Raw genomic sequence first — 15,416 nt, 5'->3', positions numbered from 1 at the left:
GGTGCCCGAACTCGGGCACCTCTACTCCTGGCTGTGCGAGCGTCGTCTGTTGGCGTATGCGCGCCGATACCAGGACAATGGCAGGGTTGGCGTCAGCCGACAACGCGGTGCAACGCTCTGTGGCTGCCGCGTTTGTTTCACTAGGAGGCTTCCGTGACCGACGGACCGTTGATCGTCCAATCCGACAAGACGCTGCTGTTGGAGGTCGACCACGAGCGCGCCGGCGATGCCAGGCAGGCAATCGCCCCCTTCGCCGAACTCGAACGCGCCCCCGAGCACGTCCACACGTATCGCATCACTCCCCTGGCCTTGTGGAATGCCCGCGCCGCCGGACACGACGCCGAGCAGGTTGTCGACGCTCTGGTTTCGTTCTCACGATTCGCAGTTCCGCAACCGCTGCTGGTCGACATCGTCGACACGATGGCCAGGTACGGACGCTTGCAGCTGGTCAAGAGCCCGGTGCACGGCCTCATCCTGGTCAGCCTCGACCGGGCAGTCCTCACCGAGGTGATGCGACACAAGAAGATCTCACCGATGCTCGGTGAGAAGGTCGACGACGACACCGTGATCGTCCACCCGAGCGAACGCGGCCGCCTCAAGCAGATGCTGCTCAAGGTGGGCTGGCCGGCCGAGGACCTCGCCGGCTATGTGGACGGCGAAGCGCACCCGATCGATCTCGCTTTCGAAGAAGGCCACTGGGAACTGCGCGACTACCAGCAGATGGCAGCGGATTCGTTCTGGGCCGGCGGCTCGGGCGTCGTCGTGCTGCCGTGTGGCGCCGGCAAGACGATGGTGGGCGCAGCAGCCATGGCAAAGGCCAAAGCCACCACACTCATCCTCGTCACCAATACCGTCGCCGGTCGTCAGTGGAAGCGTGAGCTCATCGCCCGCACGTCGTTGACCGAGGAAGAAATCGGCGAGTACTCCGGCGAGCGCAAGGAGATTCGGCCGGTCACGATCGCCACTTACCAGGTGATCACGCGTCGTACGAAGGGCGAGTACAAGCACCTCGAACTCTTCGACTCCCGCGACTGGGGACTGGTGATCTACGACGAGGTCCACTTGCTGCCCGCACCCGTCTTCCGGATGACGGCAGACCTGCAATCGCGCCGCCGTCTCGGCCTGACCGCAACGCTGGTTCGTGAGGACGGCCGCGAAGGCGACGTCTTCTCGCTCATCGGCCCCAAGCGCTACGACGCTCCGTGGAAGGACATCGAAGCGCAGGGCTGGATCGCGCCGGCAGACTGCGTCGAGGTGCGAGTGACGATGACGGACGCCGAGCGCATGTCCTATGCCGTCGCCGAACCGGAGGAGCGCTACAAACTGTGCTCGACGGCGCACACCAAAATTGCTGTCGTGAAGTCGATTCTGGCGAAGCACCCGGATTCACCGACCTTGGTGATCGGTGCGTATCTCGATCAGCTCGACGAACTCGGCGAAGCCCTGAACGCCCCGGTGATCAAGGGATCCACCAAGAACAAGGAACGTGAGATCCTGTTCGATCAGTTCCGCAACGGTGAGATCCAGACGCTGGTGGTGAGCAAGGTCGCGAACTTCTCGATCGACCTTCCGGAGGCGTCTGTCGCCGTGCAGGTTTCGGGAACCTTCGGATCGAGGCAGGAAGAAGCTCAGCGACTCGGGCGACTGTTGCGCCCCAAGCACGACGGCGGTCAGGCCCACTTCTATTCGGTGGTTTCCCGCGACACTCTCGATGCGGAATATGCGGCACATCGTCAGCGATTCCTCGCCGAACAGGGCTACGCCTACCGGATCACCGACGCCGATGACCTGCTCGGACCTGCAATCGGCTGAACATTTCTGCAACACGTTGCAGAATCAAATGGACATACGTCCAGTTATCTGTAGAGTGTCCCCTGTCACAGTCGTGTCCATCGGCCGGGGGTCACCAGCACCATGCGCTCAGTTCCACGTCTACGGGGTCGGCTCGCCGGAACCATCTCGCTGCTGACTGCCGCCGTCGTCGTCGCCACGACCGGCGTCAGCGCCGCGGCACCGAGTCCTGCTCCTACCGCGCAGAACTCGGTGTACGCACTTGCGAACGGTTGCTTCGCGCTGCGCACCGAGTCTGGTGATTTCGTCCGTCGTGACGGGTCGGCGTACCTCACCGACGTAACGAAAGCCGCAGACGCCGAACCGTTCCGACTACATGCGGCCCAGTTGGGTCGTTTCATGCTGTACGGCCCGGACGGGTCGATGCTCTCGCACGACGGCGCGGACTCGGTACTCGCCACTTCCGAAGCAACTCCCTCCACCGACTGGACCGCGATGTCCACCGGTGAATCGTTCGTTCTGACCGCGACCTCGAACGGCCGCCAACTGATCTCGCGCGACTTGACGCTCACGATGTCCGATCCCGGTGACGTCCCCGAATCTGCGTTCACGCTGATCCCGCGCGGTGGCTGCGCCGATTTCCCCGAAGCGGAGGTGGGCGCAAACGGCGTTCCAGGAGAAATCGGACCGAACGGTGAAGTCACCGGATTCATCGACACACACGTGCACATGAATGCTTCCGAGTTCATGGGCGGAAACCTGCACTGCGGCCGACCTTTCGATCCTCAGGGCGTCACCGCAGCGCTCGTCGACTGCCCGGACCATCAACCCGACGGGATACCGGCGCTCCTCGAAAACGTTCTGTCGTACGGCAATCCCTTCGAAACTCACGACACCACCGGCTGGCCGAGTTTCGCCGACTGGCCGGCGCACGATTCACTGACACACGAGCAGACGTACTACAAGTGGGTCGAGCGGGCCTGGCGTGGCGGTCTGCGAATCTTCACCAACCTCTTTGTCGCCAACCGTGTCCTGTGCGAGCTGTATCCGAGTAAACGAAATCCCTGTGACGAGATGGAGACCGTCCGGATCCAGGCGCAGCAGACGCGCGAACTCCAGGACTACATCGACGCCCAGTACGGCGGTCCCGGCCGGGGTTGGTTCCGCATCGTGAGCTCCCCTGAACAGGCCAGGCAGGTGGCCGCCGACGGAAAGCTGGCCGTCACCCTCGGGGTGGAGGTGTCCGAACCCTTCGGTTGCTCTGTGCGCAACGGTATTCCGCAGTGCACCGAGGACGACATCGACCGCGGCCTGGACGAGTTGTACGACCTCGGTGTTCGGCAGATGATCGTCACGCACAAGTTCGACAACGCCCTCGGCGGTGCCCGTTTCGACGGCGGCGTCACCGGAGTGGCCGTCAATATCGGCAACTACCTGGGCACCGGGGAGTTCTGGCAGTCGGAACCATGCACCGGCGTTGCCGAGGACAATGTGCTGCCCACCAAGGTCGACGGCGCACAGAATCTTCTCGCGGTACTCCCACCCGGAGTGACGCTTCCGGTGTACCCCTCTGGTCCGCAATGCAATTCGCACGGCCTGACCGACCTCGGCGCATACACGATCCGAGGTTTGATGGACCGAGGGATGATCGTGGACATCGATCACATGAGCGTCAAGACCGCCGAAGCAGCCCTCGACATTCTCGAAGCAGCGAACTATTCCGGTGTTGTTTCCAGTCACAGCTGGAGCGACCCGAGCCTCTACAAGCGGATCTACGCGCTCGGCGGATTTGTCGCCCTGTACGCCGGGCAACTGGACGCATCGGACGACAAGCCCGAGGAGCGTGGGTTCATCGACCAGTGGCGCGACGCACGGGCAATGCGAAGCGAGAACTACTACTTCGGTTTCGGCTACGGCGCAGACACCAACGGCTTCGGGCCGCAAGCCGCACCGCGCGGTGACGCCGCCGAAAATCCGCTCCAATATCCGTACACCGCCTTCGACGGCACCGTCATGGACCAGCAGCGCGCCGGCACCAGGGTTTTCGACGTGAACACCGACGGTGTTGCCCAGTACGGGATGATTCCCGACTGGATCGCGGACATGCGTATTGCTGCGGGCGCCGACGGTGACACGATCATCGAGGACATGAGCCGTGGCGCCGAGGCTTACCTGCAGATGTGGGAGCGCGCGCGAAACTAGCTACGCTGGTGGACGGCTCCCGGGAGATCGGGGGCCGGTCCTAGATCGTCCGGCACCACCCGAAGGATTTTTTCGTGGCTGACTTCCAGTTCACCGTCGACAAGGCCCACGCCAAGTCGGTCAACGACACACTGGCCGACGTACGCCGCCTGCAGATTTCTGCGGTGATCTTCGCGATCGTCCTCGCCGCGGTCGGAGCCTGGCTGATCAGCATGGGTGAGGTGTGGTCCATCATCATCGGCGCGGTCCTCGCCATCGGTGCGGCCAGTTCACTGTGGGTCGCCTTGTGGGCACCTCGCAAGGTGGGAAGCGTCGAATCTCTGTATGCCGACAACCCACTGGTTCCCGCGATCGTCACCGAGGTTCACCCTCGAGCGGCGACCCTGACGGCACTGATCGACATCGCGAAGCCGGCGGCCGGAGCACCGAAGTACGCGCTCGTCAGCCGCAATGTTCGACTCAATCCGAAGTGGCGAGTCGGCGACCGCATTCCGTCGGTGGCACTGCGTTCGGATCGTTCCACCCGCAGCAAGGCTGACACGTGGCAGATGGTCAGCCCCATGCCGATCGAGTGGGGAACCAAGGACTCGGCAGTGCTGGCACGCGCGATCGCAGCTGTCAGTGCGAGCGAGTGGAACTTCCTGCAGAGCCGGATCCCCGACTCCGAAGAAGTTCGCACCCACCCCGATCGCCGGCTTCTGATCAACCCGGCCGATCTTCCTGACTCCCTGCGCTAGCCCTAACGGTTACGCAAGCGCGGGCAGCACTTCCTTCTCGAACATCTCGATTCCCGACGTGTCGTACGCGGCCTCGGGGAAGTAGAAGATTCCGTACTCGAGTCCCTGCGCCTTGAGCGCCGACAGGTTCTCGATTATCTGCTCGGGTGTACCGACGGCAGGCATTCCGCGGAACGCGTCGAGCGACGCATCGGCGGCAGCTTCGCCGACCAACGGTGTCAGTCTGTCCTTCAGTGTCTCCAACCGCTGAGCCACCTCGGATTCCGTCGCGCCGATGGCCACGTTGTAGTTGGCCGAACGGACGATGGCATCGAAATCGGTACCGACGGTGTCGCAGTGCTTCTTCAGGATCTCGGACTTGTGCGCGAAGCCGGCCGGGGTGCCGTCGAAGTTTGTGTACTGCGCGTACTTGGCCGCGATCTTGAGTGTGACCTTCTCGCCGCCACCGGCAACCCAGATGGGAATTCCGCCCTCTTGCAACGGAAGTGGACGGCACAGCGCTCCGTCGACCTGGTAGTACTTGCCGTCGAGCGTCGAGCTGCCGGTCGACCACGCCTGCTGCATGATCTGGATTCCTTCGTCGAGGCGGCCCAGACGCTCACCGGCAGAGGGGAAACCGTAGCCGTACGCGCGCCACTCCTGCTCGTACCAACCGCCGCCGATGCCCATCTCGACGCGTCCACCCGTGATCAGGTCGGTGGTCGCGGCGACCTTGGCGAGGTACGCCGGGTTTCGGTAACTCATGGCGGTACACATCTGGCCCAGTCGGATACGCGAGGTCGACGCACCGAGTGCGGCCATCAACGTCCACGCCTCGTGAGTCGCTTCTTCCGTCGGCTGGGGAACGGTGTGAAAGTGGTCGTAGACCCACACCGACTCCCACGGCCCTGCCTCCGCGCGCAGCGTGAAGTCTCGCATCACCTCCCACTGCTTCGCGGGGTCGATGCCGACCAGGTCCAGACGCCAGCCTTGAGGTACGAACAGTCCGAATCGCATGTAGCGAGCCTACCTACAGTTTCCCGACGCGCGACCGGGGTGACACCCGCGGAGAATAGACCGGAATGAAGCGGAACATCATCGCCGCGCCGGCGAACGAAGTCGCGCCCAGTGCGGCAAATGCCCACCCGAGCGGGAACACCGCGGCGAGAAGACCGATCGCGAGCGGCCCACCGAACATGCCCGTGTCGTGCGTCAATCGCCATGCAGCGAGGAACTCGGCGCGCTCTTCGGGTGGGGCGATATCAGCACCGAGAGTCATGATCACGCCGTTGCCCAGTCCGTTGCCGATCCCCATCACGACAGCGACCACGGTCAATCCCACTGCGCCCGTCGAAAACGGCAACATCAGGTACGACACACCGATCACCGTCAGCGAAGGCACCGCGACCAACCTGCGGCCGTATCGGTCCATGATGTGTCCGGCCGGATACGAGCACAGCAGGTCCACGGCCGCACCGATACCGAAGATCACACTCACCTGGGCTGCATCCAACCCGAGGTGCAATGCCCACAATGGAAGAACGGCCTCACGCGAAGCCCGGGCGGCGCCCATCAGAAGGGAGCCTGTCCCGAGCGTGGACAGAGCGGCACGATGACGGCGAAGGATCTCCGGGAGGGTGACGTGCCCGTGATCGCTGTTGCCCGCCTGCACCTTTCGTGGCGGGTCGGGAACGCGGGCCATCAGCGCCCCGGCGAGCACGACGCCCACCAACTGGACGAGGAATCCTCCGCGCGCTCCCACCAGGAGAATCACGCCGGCACCGATGAGCGGTCCCAGGAAGAAACCCAACCGCCACATCGCGGCGAACGACGACATTGCTCGGGCCCGAAGACCGAGTGGCACGGTCTCGGCGAGGTAGCTCTGCCGCGCAAGGCCCCACACCGCATTCGCCAGTCCGGTCAACAGTGCGCCGATACCGAGCATCCACGGAGTCTGCGCAAGCAGACAGATCACCACTCCTGTTGCACCCAAAGAACTTCCGCCGATGATCGATCTACGCTCACCGAAACGCGACACTATCCGGCCGGCAGGGAGGTCACCGAGTACGGCACCCAAGCCACCGAGCGCAACGATCAGGCCGGCGACGGCGACCGATGCACCCAGGTCGCGCGCGGTGACAGCCATGATGGGGGCAGCCGCACCCTGACCGATCCCGAAGATGGCCGCCGGCACGAAAACCGTTGTGACCAGTGGCTTGAGTCCGGCAATCGCCGGCTGTTCCTTGGGCAGTGTTTCCGTCACGCGCTCACTTCTGCCGCGTCAGCGGCCCGCGAGAACCGGTTCGCCGGACGATCGAGGCCGTAGTGGCCCCGCAGGGTCGATTCGGTGTACTCGGTTCGGAAGAGCCCACGCGCCTGCAGAATCGGCACGACCCGGTCGACGAACACCTCGAGCCCTCCGGGCAGATAGGGCGGCATGATGTTGAAGCCGTCCGCTGCGCCCTTGTCGAACCATTCGGTCAACTCGTCCGCGACCTGCTCCGGTGTCCCGGCAAAAGTCCGATGCCCACGGCCACCGCCGAGTTTGCCGATCAATTCACGGACGGTGAGGTTTTCGCTCTCTGCAAGATCTTTGACGAGCTGGTATCGACTCTTGTTCCCTTGGATGCGATCGATGTCCGGCAACGGTGGCAGCGGGGCATCCAGAGAATGCTCGGTGAGATCGACACCCACCATGTTCGAGAGCTGGCGCAGCGAATACTCCGGAGAGATCAGGTCCGTGAACGACTGCTCCAGAGCCTTCGCTTCTTCTTCCGTATCCGCGATGAAGGGCACGATGCCCGGCAGCACCTTGATCTCGTCGGGACTACGCCCGTACTTGATCAGCCGCGCTTTGAGATCGTTGTAGAAATCCTGCCCCTGCTCGAGTGTTCGTTGAGCGGTGAACACGGCTTCGGCATACCTCGCCGCGAAATCCTTACCGCTCTCGGAGGAACCGGCCTGTACAAGCAGCGGACGTCCCTGTGGAGACCTCGGCGAATTGAGCGGGCCAGCCACCGTGAATCGTTGACCGTCATGGTCGATGCGATGGACACGATCAGGATCGGCGAAGATTCCGGTCTCTTCGTCCAGGACAACTGCCCCCTCTTCCCAGCTGTCCCAGAGTCCGAGCGTCACGTCGAGAAACTCCTCGGCGCGCTCGTAACGACCGCTGTGCGTCGGTACCGCATCGAGGCCGAAGTTCGCGGCCTCGTCGGCGCCGGCCGACGTCACGATGTTCCACCCGCCTCGTCCGCCACTGATGTGATCGAGGGAAGCGAACTTCCTTGCAAGAGTGTACGGATCGCTGTAACTGGTCGACGCGGTTGCAATCAACCCCACCTTCTCGGTGGCCGCAGCGATCGCCGACAGCAAGGTGACGGGTTCGAAGATCGCCTGAGTGTTGTATTTGACCCGCGGGCCGACTGCTAGACCGTCGGCGAAGAACACCGAGTCCAGCTTGCCACGCTCGGCGATTCTCCCCAGTTCCTGGAAGTGCTTGACGTCCAGAAGGTTGGCCGCATTTGTGCGTGGGTGGCGCCACGCCGCCTCATGATGGCCGACGCCCATCAGGAAGGCGTTCAGATGAAATTGTCGTTCGGACATGAGTTCGCAGAATCTTTCCGTGAAAGTGTGGTCAGGTGGTGACGCGCCAGCGCGAGAGCCGACGTTCGATCAGGACCAGAATCGCGTTGATTGTCAGACCCAACAACGAGATCGCGACGATGCCCGCATACATGTTCGGGATCTGGAAGTTGAGTTGGGAAGCGGTGATCAGATACCCGAGACCGGCTTTGGCCCCGACCATTTCGGCGGCGATCAGCACGAGAATCGACGACGCGGCGGCCATGCGGATACCCGTGAAGATCGTGGGAACTGCGGCGGGCAGAACCACCTTCTGGAACAGCCGAATCGAGGAGAACCCCAGCGAGGCAGCGGACTTGATCAGCAGGGGGTCCACTGTTCGCACACCGGAGATCGTGTTGAGCAGAATCGGGAAGGTGCAGGCGTAGATCACCAGGGCGATCTTCGATTCCTCACCGATTCCGAGAATCAGCACGAAGACGGGAAGCAGAGCCAAGGCTGCTGTGTTGCGGAACAATTCGAGAATCGGGTTGAGGAAGTCGGAGACCGGGCGGTACCAGGCGATCGCGATTCCCAACGGAATCGCGATCGCAATGGCCACGAAGAATCCGGTCAGCGCACGCGTCAGACTGGCCGAAACATGCTCTTGCAATTGTCCGTTCTCGGCGAGAGTGAAGAATGCGGACACAACTTCGGTGAAGGGCGGGAGGAAGACCTTGTCCACCAACCCGAGCCGAGGTGCCGCTTCCCAGATCCCGAGGAAGATCGCGATCGCAATCGACGGCTTGGCAATCCGCCAGGCGGTGGAGCCAATGTAGCGCGCCGCCTTGCCGCCGGCCTGGTTCCGCTGCGCAATGTCAGGTGTTTTGTCGGGCAACGGTTTCGGGGTGGCGACTACCTCCGGCGTCGCCAATGCGCTAGACATGTGCAACCTCCTTGGCAGGATCGAGTTCGCCGGCCCGAGCGCGCTCGACTTCACCGTGCAGCAGCGTCCAGATCCGGTGCCGGAACACACGGAACTCCTCACCTGATCGCACGTCGTCGCCGGACCGGTCGATGTCGATGTCGACGATCGTCTTGACGCGCCCCGGCCGCGAAGTCAGTACTGCAACACGTTGCCCGAGGTAGATGGCCTCGTCGATTCCGTGGGTGATGAACAGGATGGTCTTGCCGGTGGCCTTCCAGATGCGCAGAAGCTCGTCCTGCAGTGACTCTCGCGTCTGTGCGTCCAGCGCAGCAAATGGTTCGTCCATCAGCAACACTTCGGGATCGAATGCCAAGCTGCGGGCGATCGCGACTCGCTGCTTCATTCCACCGGACAACTCGTGCGGATAGCGATCCGCGAAACCTTGCAGACCGACCAGTTCGAGGTAATGCTCGGCGAGCTCGCGTCGCTCGCTCTTCTTCACGCCCTTCGCCTCGAGTCCGAACTCGATATTGTGACGTGCAGTTCGCCATGGAAGTAGCGCGTATTGCTGGAAGACGATTCCCCGATCCAAGCCTGGGCCCGTGATCTGCTTGCCGTCCAGAAGGATTCGACCGGACGTGGGTGAACTGAGTCCTCCGAGGAGGTCCAGCAGAGTCGACTTGCCGCAACCACTCGGCCCGACGAGGACCAGGAACTCCCCCGGCGCCACGTCGATGTTGATGTCCTCGACCGCGGTGAAAACTTCGTCGGTCCCACGAATGTCGAACTGTTTGGTGACGTGCTCGAGCCGTAGTTTCGGTTCTGTGCTCATTTTGCTGCCTCCAGTGCCTGTCCGTCAGCGCCGCTGTCGGGTGAATACGTTCCGTTGGCGTACGGGTTGAATTCGTTGGTGTAGATGTCCGACGGCTTCAACTTTCCTTCTTCGAGTTCACCGTTACGGGTGAGCCAGTCGATCCACGTGCTGATCTCGGTATCGGTGATGGTTCCGCCGGGACCGGCAACTCCTGGGCTCTTCCAGTAGCTGATGAGCTTGGTGTCCTCGTTGCGTCCGCGGCTGTTGATGATCGACGTCAGCTTCGCGATCACTTCTTCTCGTGGGTGCGTCTGGGTCCAGCGAATGGCCCGTGCTGTTCCCTGTACGAAATCGGCGACCGCCTCCTTGTTCTGCGCGATGTAGTCGTCACGGAACACCAACGTGCCGTAGGTGAACGAGCCGAACAGCGATTCGTCGGTGAACAGCTCGCGAAGACCACCGCGTTCGAGCGCTGAGTCACGGAAGACCGAGCCGAGGGTGGCGACATCGATCTGTCCCTGCCGCAGCGCCTGTTCCGTGTTGACCGGCGGAACGACGATCAATTCAACCTGCTTGATCTCGTCAGGCGTAAGTCCCTGCCGCGCAAGCCATTCACGGACGACGAACTCGTGGTGCGCACCAAGGGTGTTCATCCCGACCTTCTTGCCGATCAAGTCCTTCGCCGACTTGATCGGACTGTCGTCGAGTACGTAGTACCCGTTGAAGCTCTCCTTGTCGGAGCCGTAGTACCCGATGACCGAGGTGATCGGTGAACCCGCGGAAGCCAACTTCACCACCGCACCGTTGAACGCTCCGCCGAACTCGGTTTGACCAGTCGCTGCGTTCTGAATGCTCTGAGGGCCGCTGGTCGTATCGCCGATCCAGTTGAGCTCCACGTCGTTGAAGTAACCGAGGTCAGCGGCCAGTTCGGGGTAGATGACCTGTCCGGTGCTGCCCTCGTACCGCAGGACGGTCTTGCCGTCGGCGGTCTTGACGACTTCGTCGGAGGAGCCCGAGCAGGCAACGGCAAGGCTGGACAGAGTGACAAAGGCGACGGCCGCGGCTACCGAGCGCGCGAAACGAGGGCGAATCATGAAGTTGCTTCCTGTAGAAGATGATTGGTTCAGTTCTCGGCTACACCTGTCCGGAGCGCCGTATGCGGCGCTCGGCACAGGCAGGTGTGGGGAATGTCAGTTCAACGACAACAGTTGAGCGACATGAGCGGGAAAGACCGAAACACGTGAGACTCCAATGAATGTGAAGACAGAATCGAGCCGTTAGCAGTGCCGAAACCATACGTCGGCACCCACTACCTGGGTCAACGGTTACATTCATGCCGGATTTAATGTGTGAGGTCCGTATCATGAGGGCATGCTTTCGCCGACGACTGCGCAGGACTTCGAGCAACACCGTGGCCACCTGACGTCGGTGGCCTACCGTCTCACCGGAAGTTTCAGCGACGCTCAGGATGCGGTGCAGGAGGCATGGATACGCTTGCAAGTCGCACAATCGAGACAAGGAAGCGACCTCGAGATCCGGGAGCTGCGCGGATGGCTCACCACTGTTGTCGGTCGGATCTGCCTCGATCATCTCAAATCGGCCGCAGTCAGAAGAGAAAGCTATGTCGGACAGTGGCTTCCGGAGCCGATCGTCACGCCCGTCGACGCCAACGCGGGCACACCCTCAGCGACACCCGATCCGCTGGAGTACGTCGTGACGCAGGAGCAGAATCGTTTTGCAGCCCTCGTCGTCCTGGACACCCTTACTCCCGCTCAACGCGTTGCCTTCGTCCTGCATGACGGCTTCGACGTGCCCTTCGCCGAGGTTGCGCGCATCCTCGACATCGAAGTAGCCACTGCCCGTCAGTTGGCCTCGCGGGCCCGTAAAGCCGCAGCGTCGGCGCCGGTCCCGGTCAGTAGCGAGGAGCATGCTGCCGCCGTCGAGCGATTGGTGACGGCTATCGCGAGTGGAGATCTGAACGCCGTGATCGATGCACTCGATCCCGATGCCGTCCTGATCGGTGACGCAGGCGGAACGACCCGCACGGCTGTCAACATTGTGCGCGGCAGCGATCGTGTGGCGCGGTTCTACCTGGGATTGGCCCGCAAGTACGGACCGGCAGCGGTGTTCTCGATGTCACCGGTTCTCGTCAACGGACGGCTCGGCGGTGTATTCGCCGGCTCACCAGGGGATGACCAGTACCCGCAGTTCGCCGCTCGCGTTGCCGGCTTCACTGTCCGCGACGGAGTTGTGTGCGCAGCCTACGATATTGCGAATCCAGCCAAGTTCAGCGCTGTGCCGATGCTCGATCACACCGAACCCGAACGCAAGTAGCGAGACTCCCATTCCTCGAGGTGTGATCTGGACACCTGCGTTCCGAACCACAGTCGGTGCAGTACATCCGATCCCAGATGATGCAATTCGGTGTGCGTCCTCCACTGCTGCGACGCCCACTCGGGTTCGTTGTGGGCGGCGTCGATCCCGGCCATCGCGCTACCTCGTAGTTCGAAGTCCAGGTCCCGTCGAAGCTCCGAAAGCTCCGACCAATTCACCTGTGGTGCATAGTGCCTCGCGCGAATTTCGGTCAGTAGCTTGAACAGGACACTACCCGCCCGTTCGTCGACCCAGATCAGAGTGCGTCGATGCGCACCGCGCCCCACCGTCCACAGGACCACCAACGCCACGACGACGCCGATTGCCGTCTCGAGCATGCGGCTGAGGATCAGATGTTGGACGGTCCCGTGCGCACCACCGGCCGCGCCGAGGAGAATCGCGAGGGCGGTGATGAAGATGACGGCTATCCCGTAATTCCGCACCAGGAACAGCTCGATCCCGGCCATCAGGACTGCAAGTACCGCCACCAACCACAGACCGGTCGGACTCCAGGCGTAGATGGCACCCAACAGAATCAACCCGAGGACGGTTCCGCCGATGCGGTGGATTCCGCGATAGGTGCCCAGTATTCGATCCGGTCCTTGATGAAGGACCATCGCCGCGGCGATCACCGCCCAGTCCGGGCGATCGATGCCGAGCAGGACGGTGAGGGTTCCCGCGGCCATGCAGGCAATGGACAGCCGAAGTGCCGTGACCGACGCTCGGCTGGACGGATTGCAGGCGCGGAGGAACCGATATCGGATCGTCGGATCGGGCAGAGGCGGGTGGGCCCCGACCTCGTCGACGTCGAACGCGGGGTCCGCCCTGAGCTCCGGATCGTGGTCGTCGGAGATCGCTCTGGCCATCGAGATCTGCGCTCGTTCGAGTTCACGGGTCAACGGGTGGTCTTTCCCGACGATTGCGCCGCGGTAAAGGCACTGCCACGCGTCGTGCAGCCGAAGTGCTGCAGCGTGGCGTTTGTCTCGCGTGAGTTCGGGTGGGGCGTACGCCGCCTGAGCGTCCGTGTACTCCGCAACGGCCGAGACGGCTGCCTGTACAGCGCAGCGTTCGACAGCTCTCGGTGCCCACAGGATTCCCGTCATCGAGACGACCACCGCGCTGATCCCACCGATTGCCGTCCACATCGCGACCTCGACCGGCGGCTGGCCGGGAGTGGCGATCACGGAGCTGATCTCGGTGGTGAGCAACAGAAAGAACGCGCCCGGTGGACCCAATCGAAGCGCGTCGACGGTGAAGGCGCAGGTCGACACCACGACGGCCATGATCAGCACGACAAAGACGAGCAGCACCGTCGGCGCTCCCTCGGCGATGGCTCGGTGGACGGGCTCACCCACTGATGCCCCGATGAAGGACAGGATCGTCAGCGCCGTCGCGGCGATACCGACTGCCTTCCACCTGCTCCGGTACGGACGACCCTCACCGTAGATCGATGCAAATGCGCCGAGGCCGACCAGGAGCGACGCAGACCCGAATCCGAGCAGTGTGGCGATGGCCGCCGGAATCGCCAGGGCGAGGGCGACGCGAACCGCTCCGGGGTACCTGTTTCCCACCGGCGGCAATCCGAACAGGACGCTGCGCGCCGGCCGCGGAGCCGGGAGGTTGGACTCGTGACCCGCTGATGTTTCTTCGGGGTCCACTGCCCATCCTTCGCGCCGGCCTGTTCGTGTCTGTGTCCTCCCATTCTTGCGGGCGGCCGACGTGGAATTCGAGGCGGGTTCGGAGGTCGATTCGACCACCCTGTTATTGACACTCTGTCAACAGTGTGGATGATAGGTGGAGTCGGATCCGCTCGCGGGTCGCACTTCATCGATCGGGAGAATCACGATGACGCAAGGATCTACCGCAACCCGAACCACCGAACGCCGGTCCCCGTGGATGGACGACGAATTGGAGGCCGTGGCCGACCTGGCAAGGAACTTCTTCGCCAAACACGTCACACCGCATCAGAAACGCTTCGCGTCCCAGGGTTTTCCCGACAAATCCGCCTATCGGGAACTCGGGACGCTCGGGCTCGCCGGCATGTCGATCCCCACCGAGTACGGCGGCGGAGGAGGAACGTTTGCGCACGACGCCGTGCTGTTCCACGAGCAGGTCATGGCGGGTGATCATTCACTCCAACTCGGCGTGCACTCGGGAATCGTGCCGCACTACCTCAATGCCTACGCCGATCACGAGCACAAACTGCGCTGGCTACCGAAGCTGGTGAGTGGCGAGTGGGTGGGCGCAATCGCCATGACCGAGCCCGGCACCGGATCCGACTTGCAGAACATCACCACCCGCGCCGTCCGCGACGGTGACGACTATCTGATCAGCGGCGCAAAGACATTCATCTCGAACGGTCGCAATTGTGATCTGGTGATCATTGCCGCCAAGACCGATCCCAGCCTCGGAGCGCGTGGAGTGTCGCTCATCGTGGCCGAGGTCGATGACAACACACCGGGTTTCGAGCGCGGGCGAATACTCGAGAAGGTCGGACAGAAGGGCCAGGACACCACCGAGCTGTTCTTCGACCGCTTGCGGGTGCCTGCAACAAACCTGCTCGGGGACCGCGAAGGCACAGGGTTTGCCCAGCTGATGCAGCAGCTACTGCCCGAACGATTGATCTGTGGGGTTGCAGCCACTGCGGCAATGGAGCGTGCCGTCGCCCTCACCGTCGAGTACACCAAATCCCGAAACATGTTCGGGCAAACGCTCTTCGATCTGCAGAACACCCGCTTCGAACTTGCCGAGTGTGCGTCCATCGCTCGTATCTCACGAACGTTCATCGACGACTGCATCGTCAAATACCTTGCCGGGCAACTCGATGCGACTACCGCCGCGATGGCCAAGTACTGGCTCACCGACCAGCAGTGCGCCGTGATCGACCGCTGCGTGCAACTACACGGCGGGTACGGCTACATACTCGAATATCCCATCGCTCAGATGTACGCCGACGCTCGTATTCAGCGAATCTACGCCGGATCGAACGAAGTCATGAAGGACCTCGTGGCGAGATCACTCTGAGCAA

At 62.7% G+C, this 15,416-nt stretch carries 12 protein-coding genes; 5 read left to right on the top strand and 7 right to left on the bottom strand.

Going from position 1 to position 15,416, the window contains the following annotated elements; all coding sequences use genetic code 11:
* The first annotated feature begins 153 nt into the window (after window positions 1-153).
* The 3 genes from QM596_RS06525 (at window position 154) to QM596_RS06515 (ending at window position 4,730) form a co-directional block, all read left to right on the top strand.
* On the top strand, window positions 154-1,812 hold the full coding sequence (locus QM596_RS06525) for a DNA repair helicase XPB (RefSeq protein ID WP_019744947.1): 1,659 nt from the start codon (window positions 154-156) through the stop codon (window positions 1,810-1,812).
* A 102-nt stretch (window positions 1,813-1,914) separates the two neighbouring features.
* The gene (locus tag QM596_RS06520) at window positions 1,915-3,993 is read left to right on the top strand and encodes an amidohydrolase family protein (RefSeq protein WP_283308414.1); all 2,079 of its coding nucleotides are present in this window, start codon (window positions 1,915-1,917) and stop codon (window positions 3,991-3,993) included.
* A gap of 74 nt (window positions 3,994-4,067) precedes the next feature.
* A complete protein-coding gene (locus QM596_RS06515) occupies window positions 4,068-4,730 on the top strand; it encodes a DUF3239 domain-containing protein (RefSeq protein WP_113683297.1) in 663 nt (220 codons plus the stop codon).
* A 9-nt stretch (window positions 4,731-4,739) separates the two neighbouring features.
* On the opposite strand, the gene QM596_RS06510 is transcribed toward QM596_RS06515, so the two are convergent.
* The 6 genes from QM596_RS06510 to QM596_RS06485 are packed head-to-tail and all read right to left on the bottom strand — an operon-like array spanning window position 4,740 to window position 11,109.
* Window positions 4,740-5,726, bottom strand: coding sequence for an LLM class F420-dependent oxidoreductase (locus tag QM596_RS06510; protein ID WP_021345292.1), 987 nt, complete (start codon window positions 5,724-5,726; stop codon window positions 4,740-4,742).
* 13 nt (window positions 5,727-5,739) lie between these two features.
* The gene (locus QM596_RS06505; protein WP_021332205.1) at window positions 5,740-6,972 is read right to left on the bottom strand and encodes an MFS transporter; all 1,233 of its coding nucleotides are present in this window, start codon (window positions 6,970-6,972) and stop codon (window positions 5,740-5,742) included.
* Entirely contained in the window at window positions 6,969-8,315 is a 1,347-nt protein-coding gene (locus QM596_RS06500) for an LLM class flavin-dependent oxidoreductase (RefSeq protein ID WP_019744952.1), read from the bottom strand. Before QM596_RS06500 ends, QM596_RS06505 begins: the two co-directional genes overlap by 4 nt.
* A 31-nt stretch (window positions 8,316-8,346) precedes the next feature.
* Window positions 8,347-9,219 carry an ABC transporter permease gene (locus tag QM596_RS06495; protein ID WP_283308413.1) on the bottom strand — a complete coding sequence of 291 codons (873 nt, stop codon included), beginning with the start codon at window positions 9,217-9,219 and terminating at the stop codon, window positions 8,347-8,349.
* Window positions 9,212-10,033, bottom strand: a complete 822-nt coding sequence (locus tag QM596_RS06490) for an ABC transporter ATP-binding protein (protein ID WP_003940477.1) — start codon at window positions 10,031-10,033, stop codon at window positions 9,212-9,214. The genes QM596_RS06495 and QM596_RS06490 overlap by 8 nt, the downstream gene beginning before the upstream one ends.
* Window positions 10,030-11,109, bottom strand: a complete 1,080-nt coding sequence (locus QM596_RS06485; RefSeq protein WP_019744955.1) for an ABC transporter substrate-binding protein — start codon at window positions 11,107-11,109, stop codon at window positions 10,030-10,032. The genes QM596_RS06490 and QM596_RS06485 overlap by 4 nt, the downstream gene beginning before the upstream one ends.
* A 277-nt stretch (window positions 11,110-11,386) precedes the next feature.
* On the opposite strand from QM596_RS06485, the gene QM596_RS06480 reads away from it, so the two are divergent.
* Window positions 11,387-12,349, top strand: a complete 963-nt coding sequence (locus QM596_RS06480) for a sigma-70 family RNA polymerase sigma factor (protein WP_283308412.1) — start codon at window positions 11,387-11,389, stop codon at window positions 12,347-12,349.
* On the opposite strand, the gene QM596_RS06475 is transcribed toward QM596_RS06480, so the two are convergent.
* On the bottom strand, window positions 12,325-14,046 hold the full coding sequence (locus QM596_RS06475) for an FUSC family protein (protein WP_283308411.1): 1,722 nt from the start codon (window positions 14,044-14,046) through the stop codon (window positions 12,325-12,327). The genes QM596_RS06480 and QM596_RS06475 overlap by 25 nt on opposite strands.
* 187 nt (window positions 14,047-14,233) lie before the next feature.
* Between QM596_RS06475 and QM596_RS06470 the strand changes: the two genes are divergently transcribed.
* The gene (locus QM596_RS06470) at window positions 14,234-15,412 is read left to right on the top strand and encodes an acyl-CoA dehydrogenase family protein (RefSeq protein ID WP_046380016.1); all 1,179 of its coding nucleotides are present in this window, start codon (window positions 14,234-14,236) and stop codon (window positions 15,410-15,412) included.
* Window positions 15,413-15,416 lie beyond the last annotated feature (4 nt).

The organism is Rhodococcus sp. IEGM 1406 (assembly GCF_030056745.1).
Taxonomy (GTDB): Bacteria; Actinomycetota; Actinomycetes; order Mycobacteriales; family Mycobacteriaceae; genus Rhodococcus_F; species Rhodococcus_F erythropolis.
This window is presented reverse-complemented; position numbering and strand designations above follow the sequence as displayed.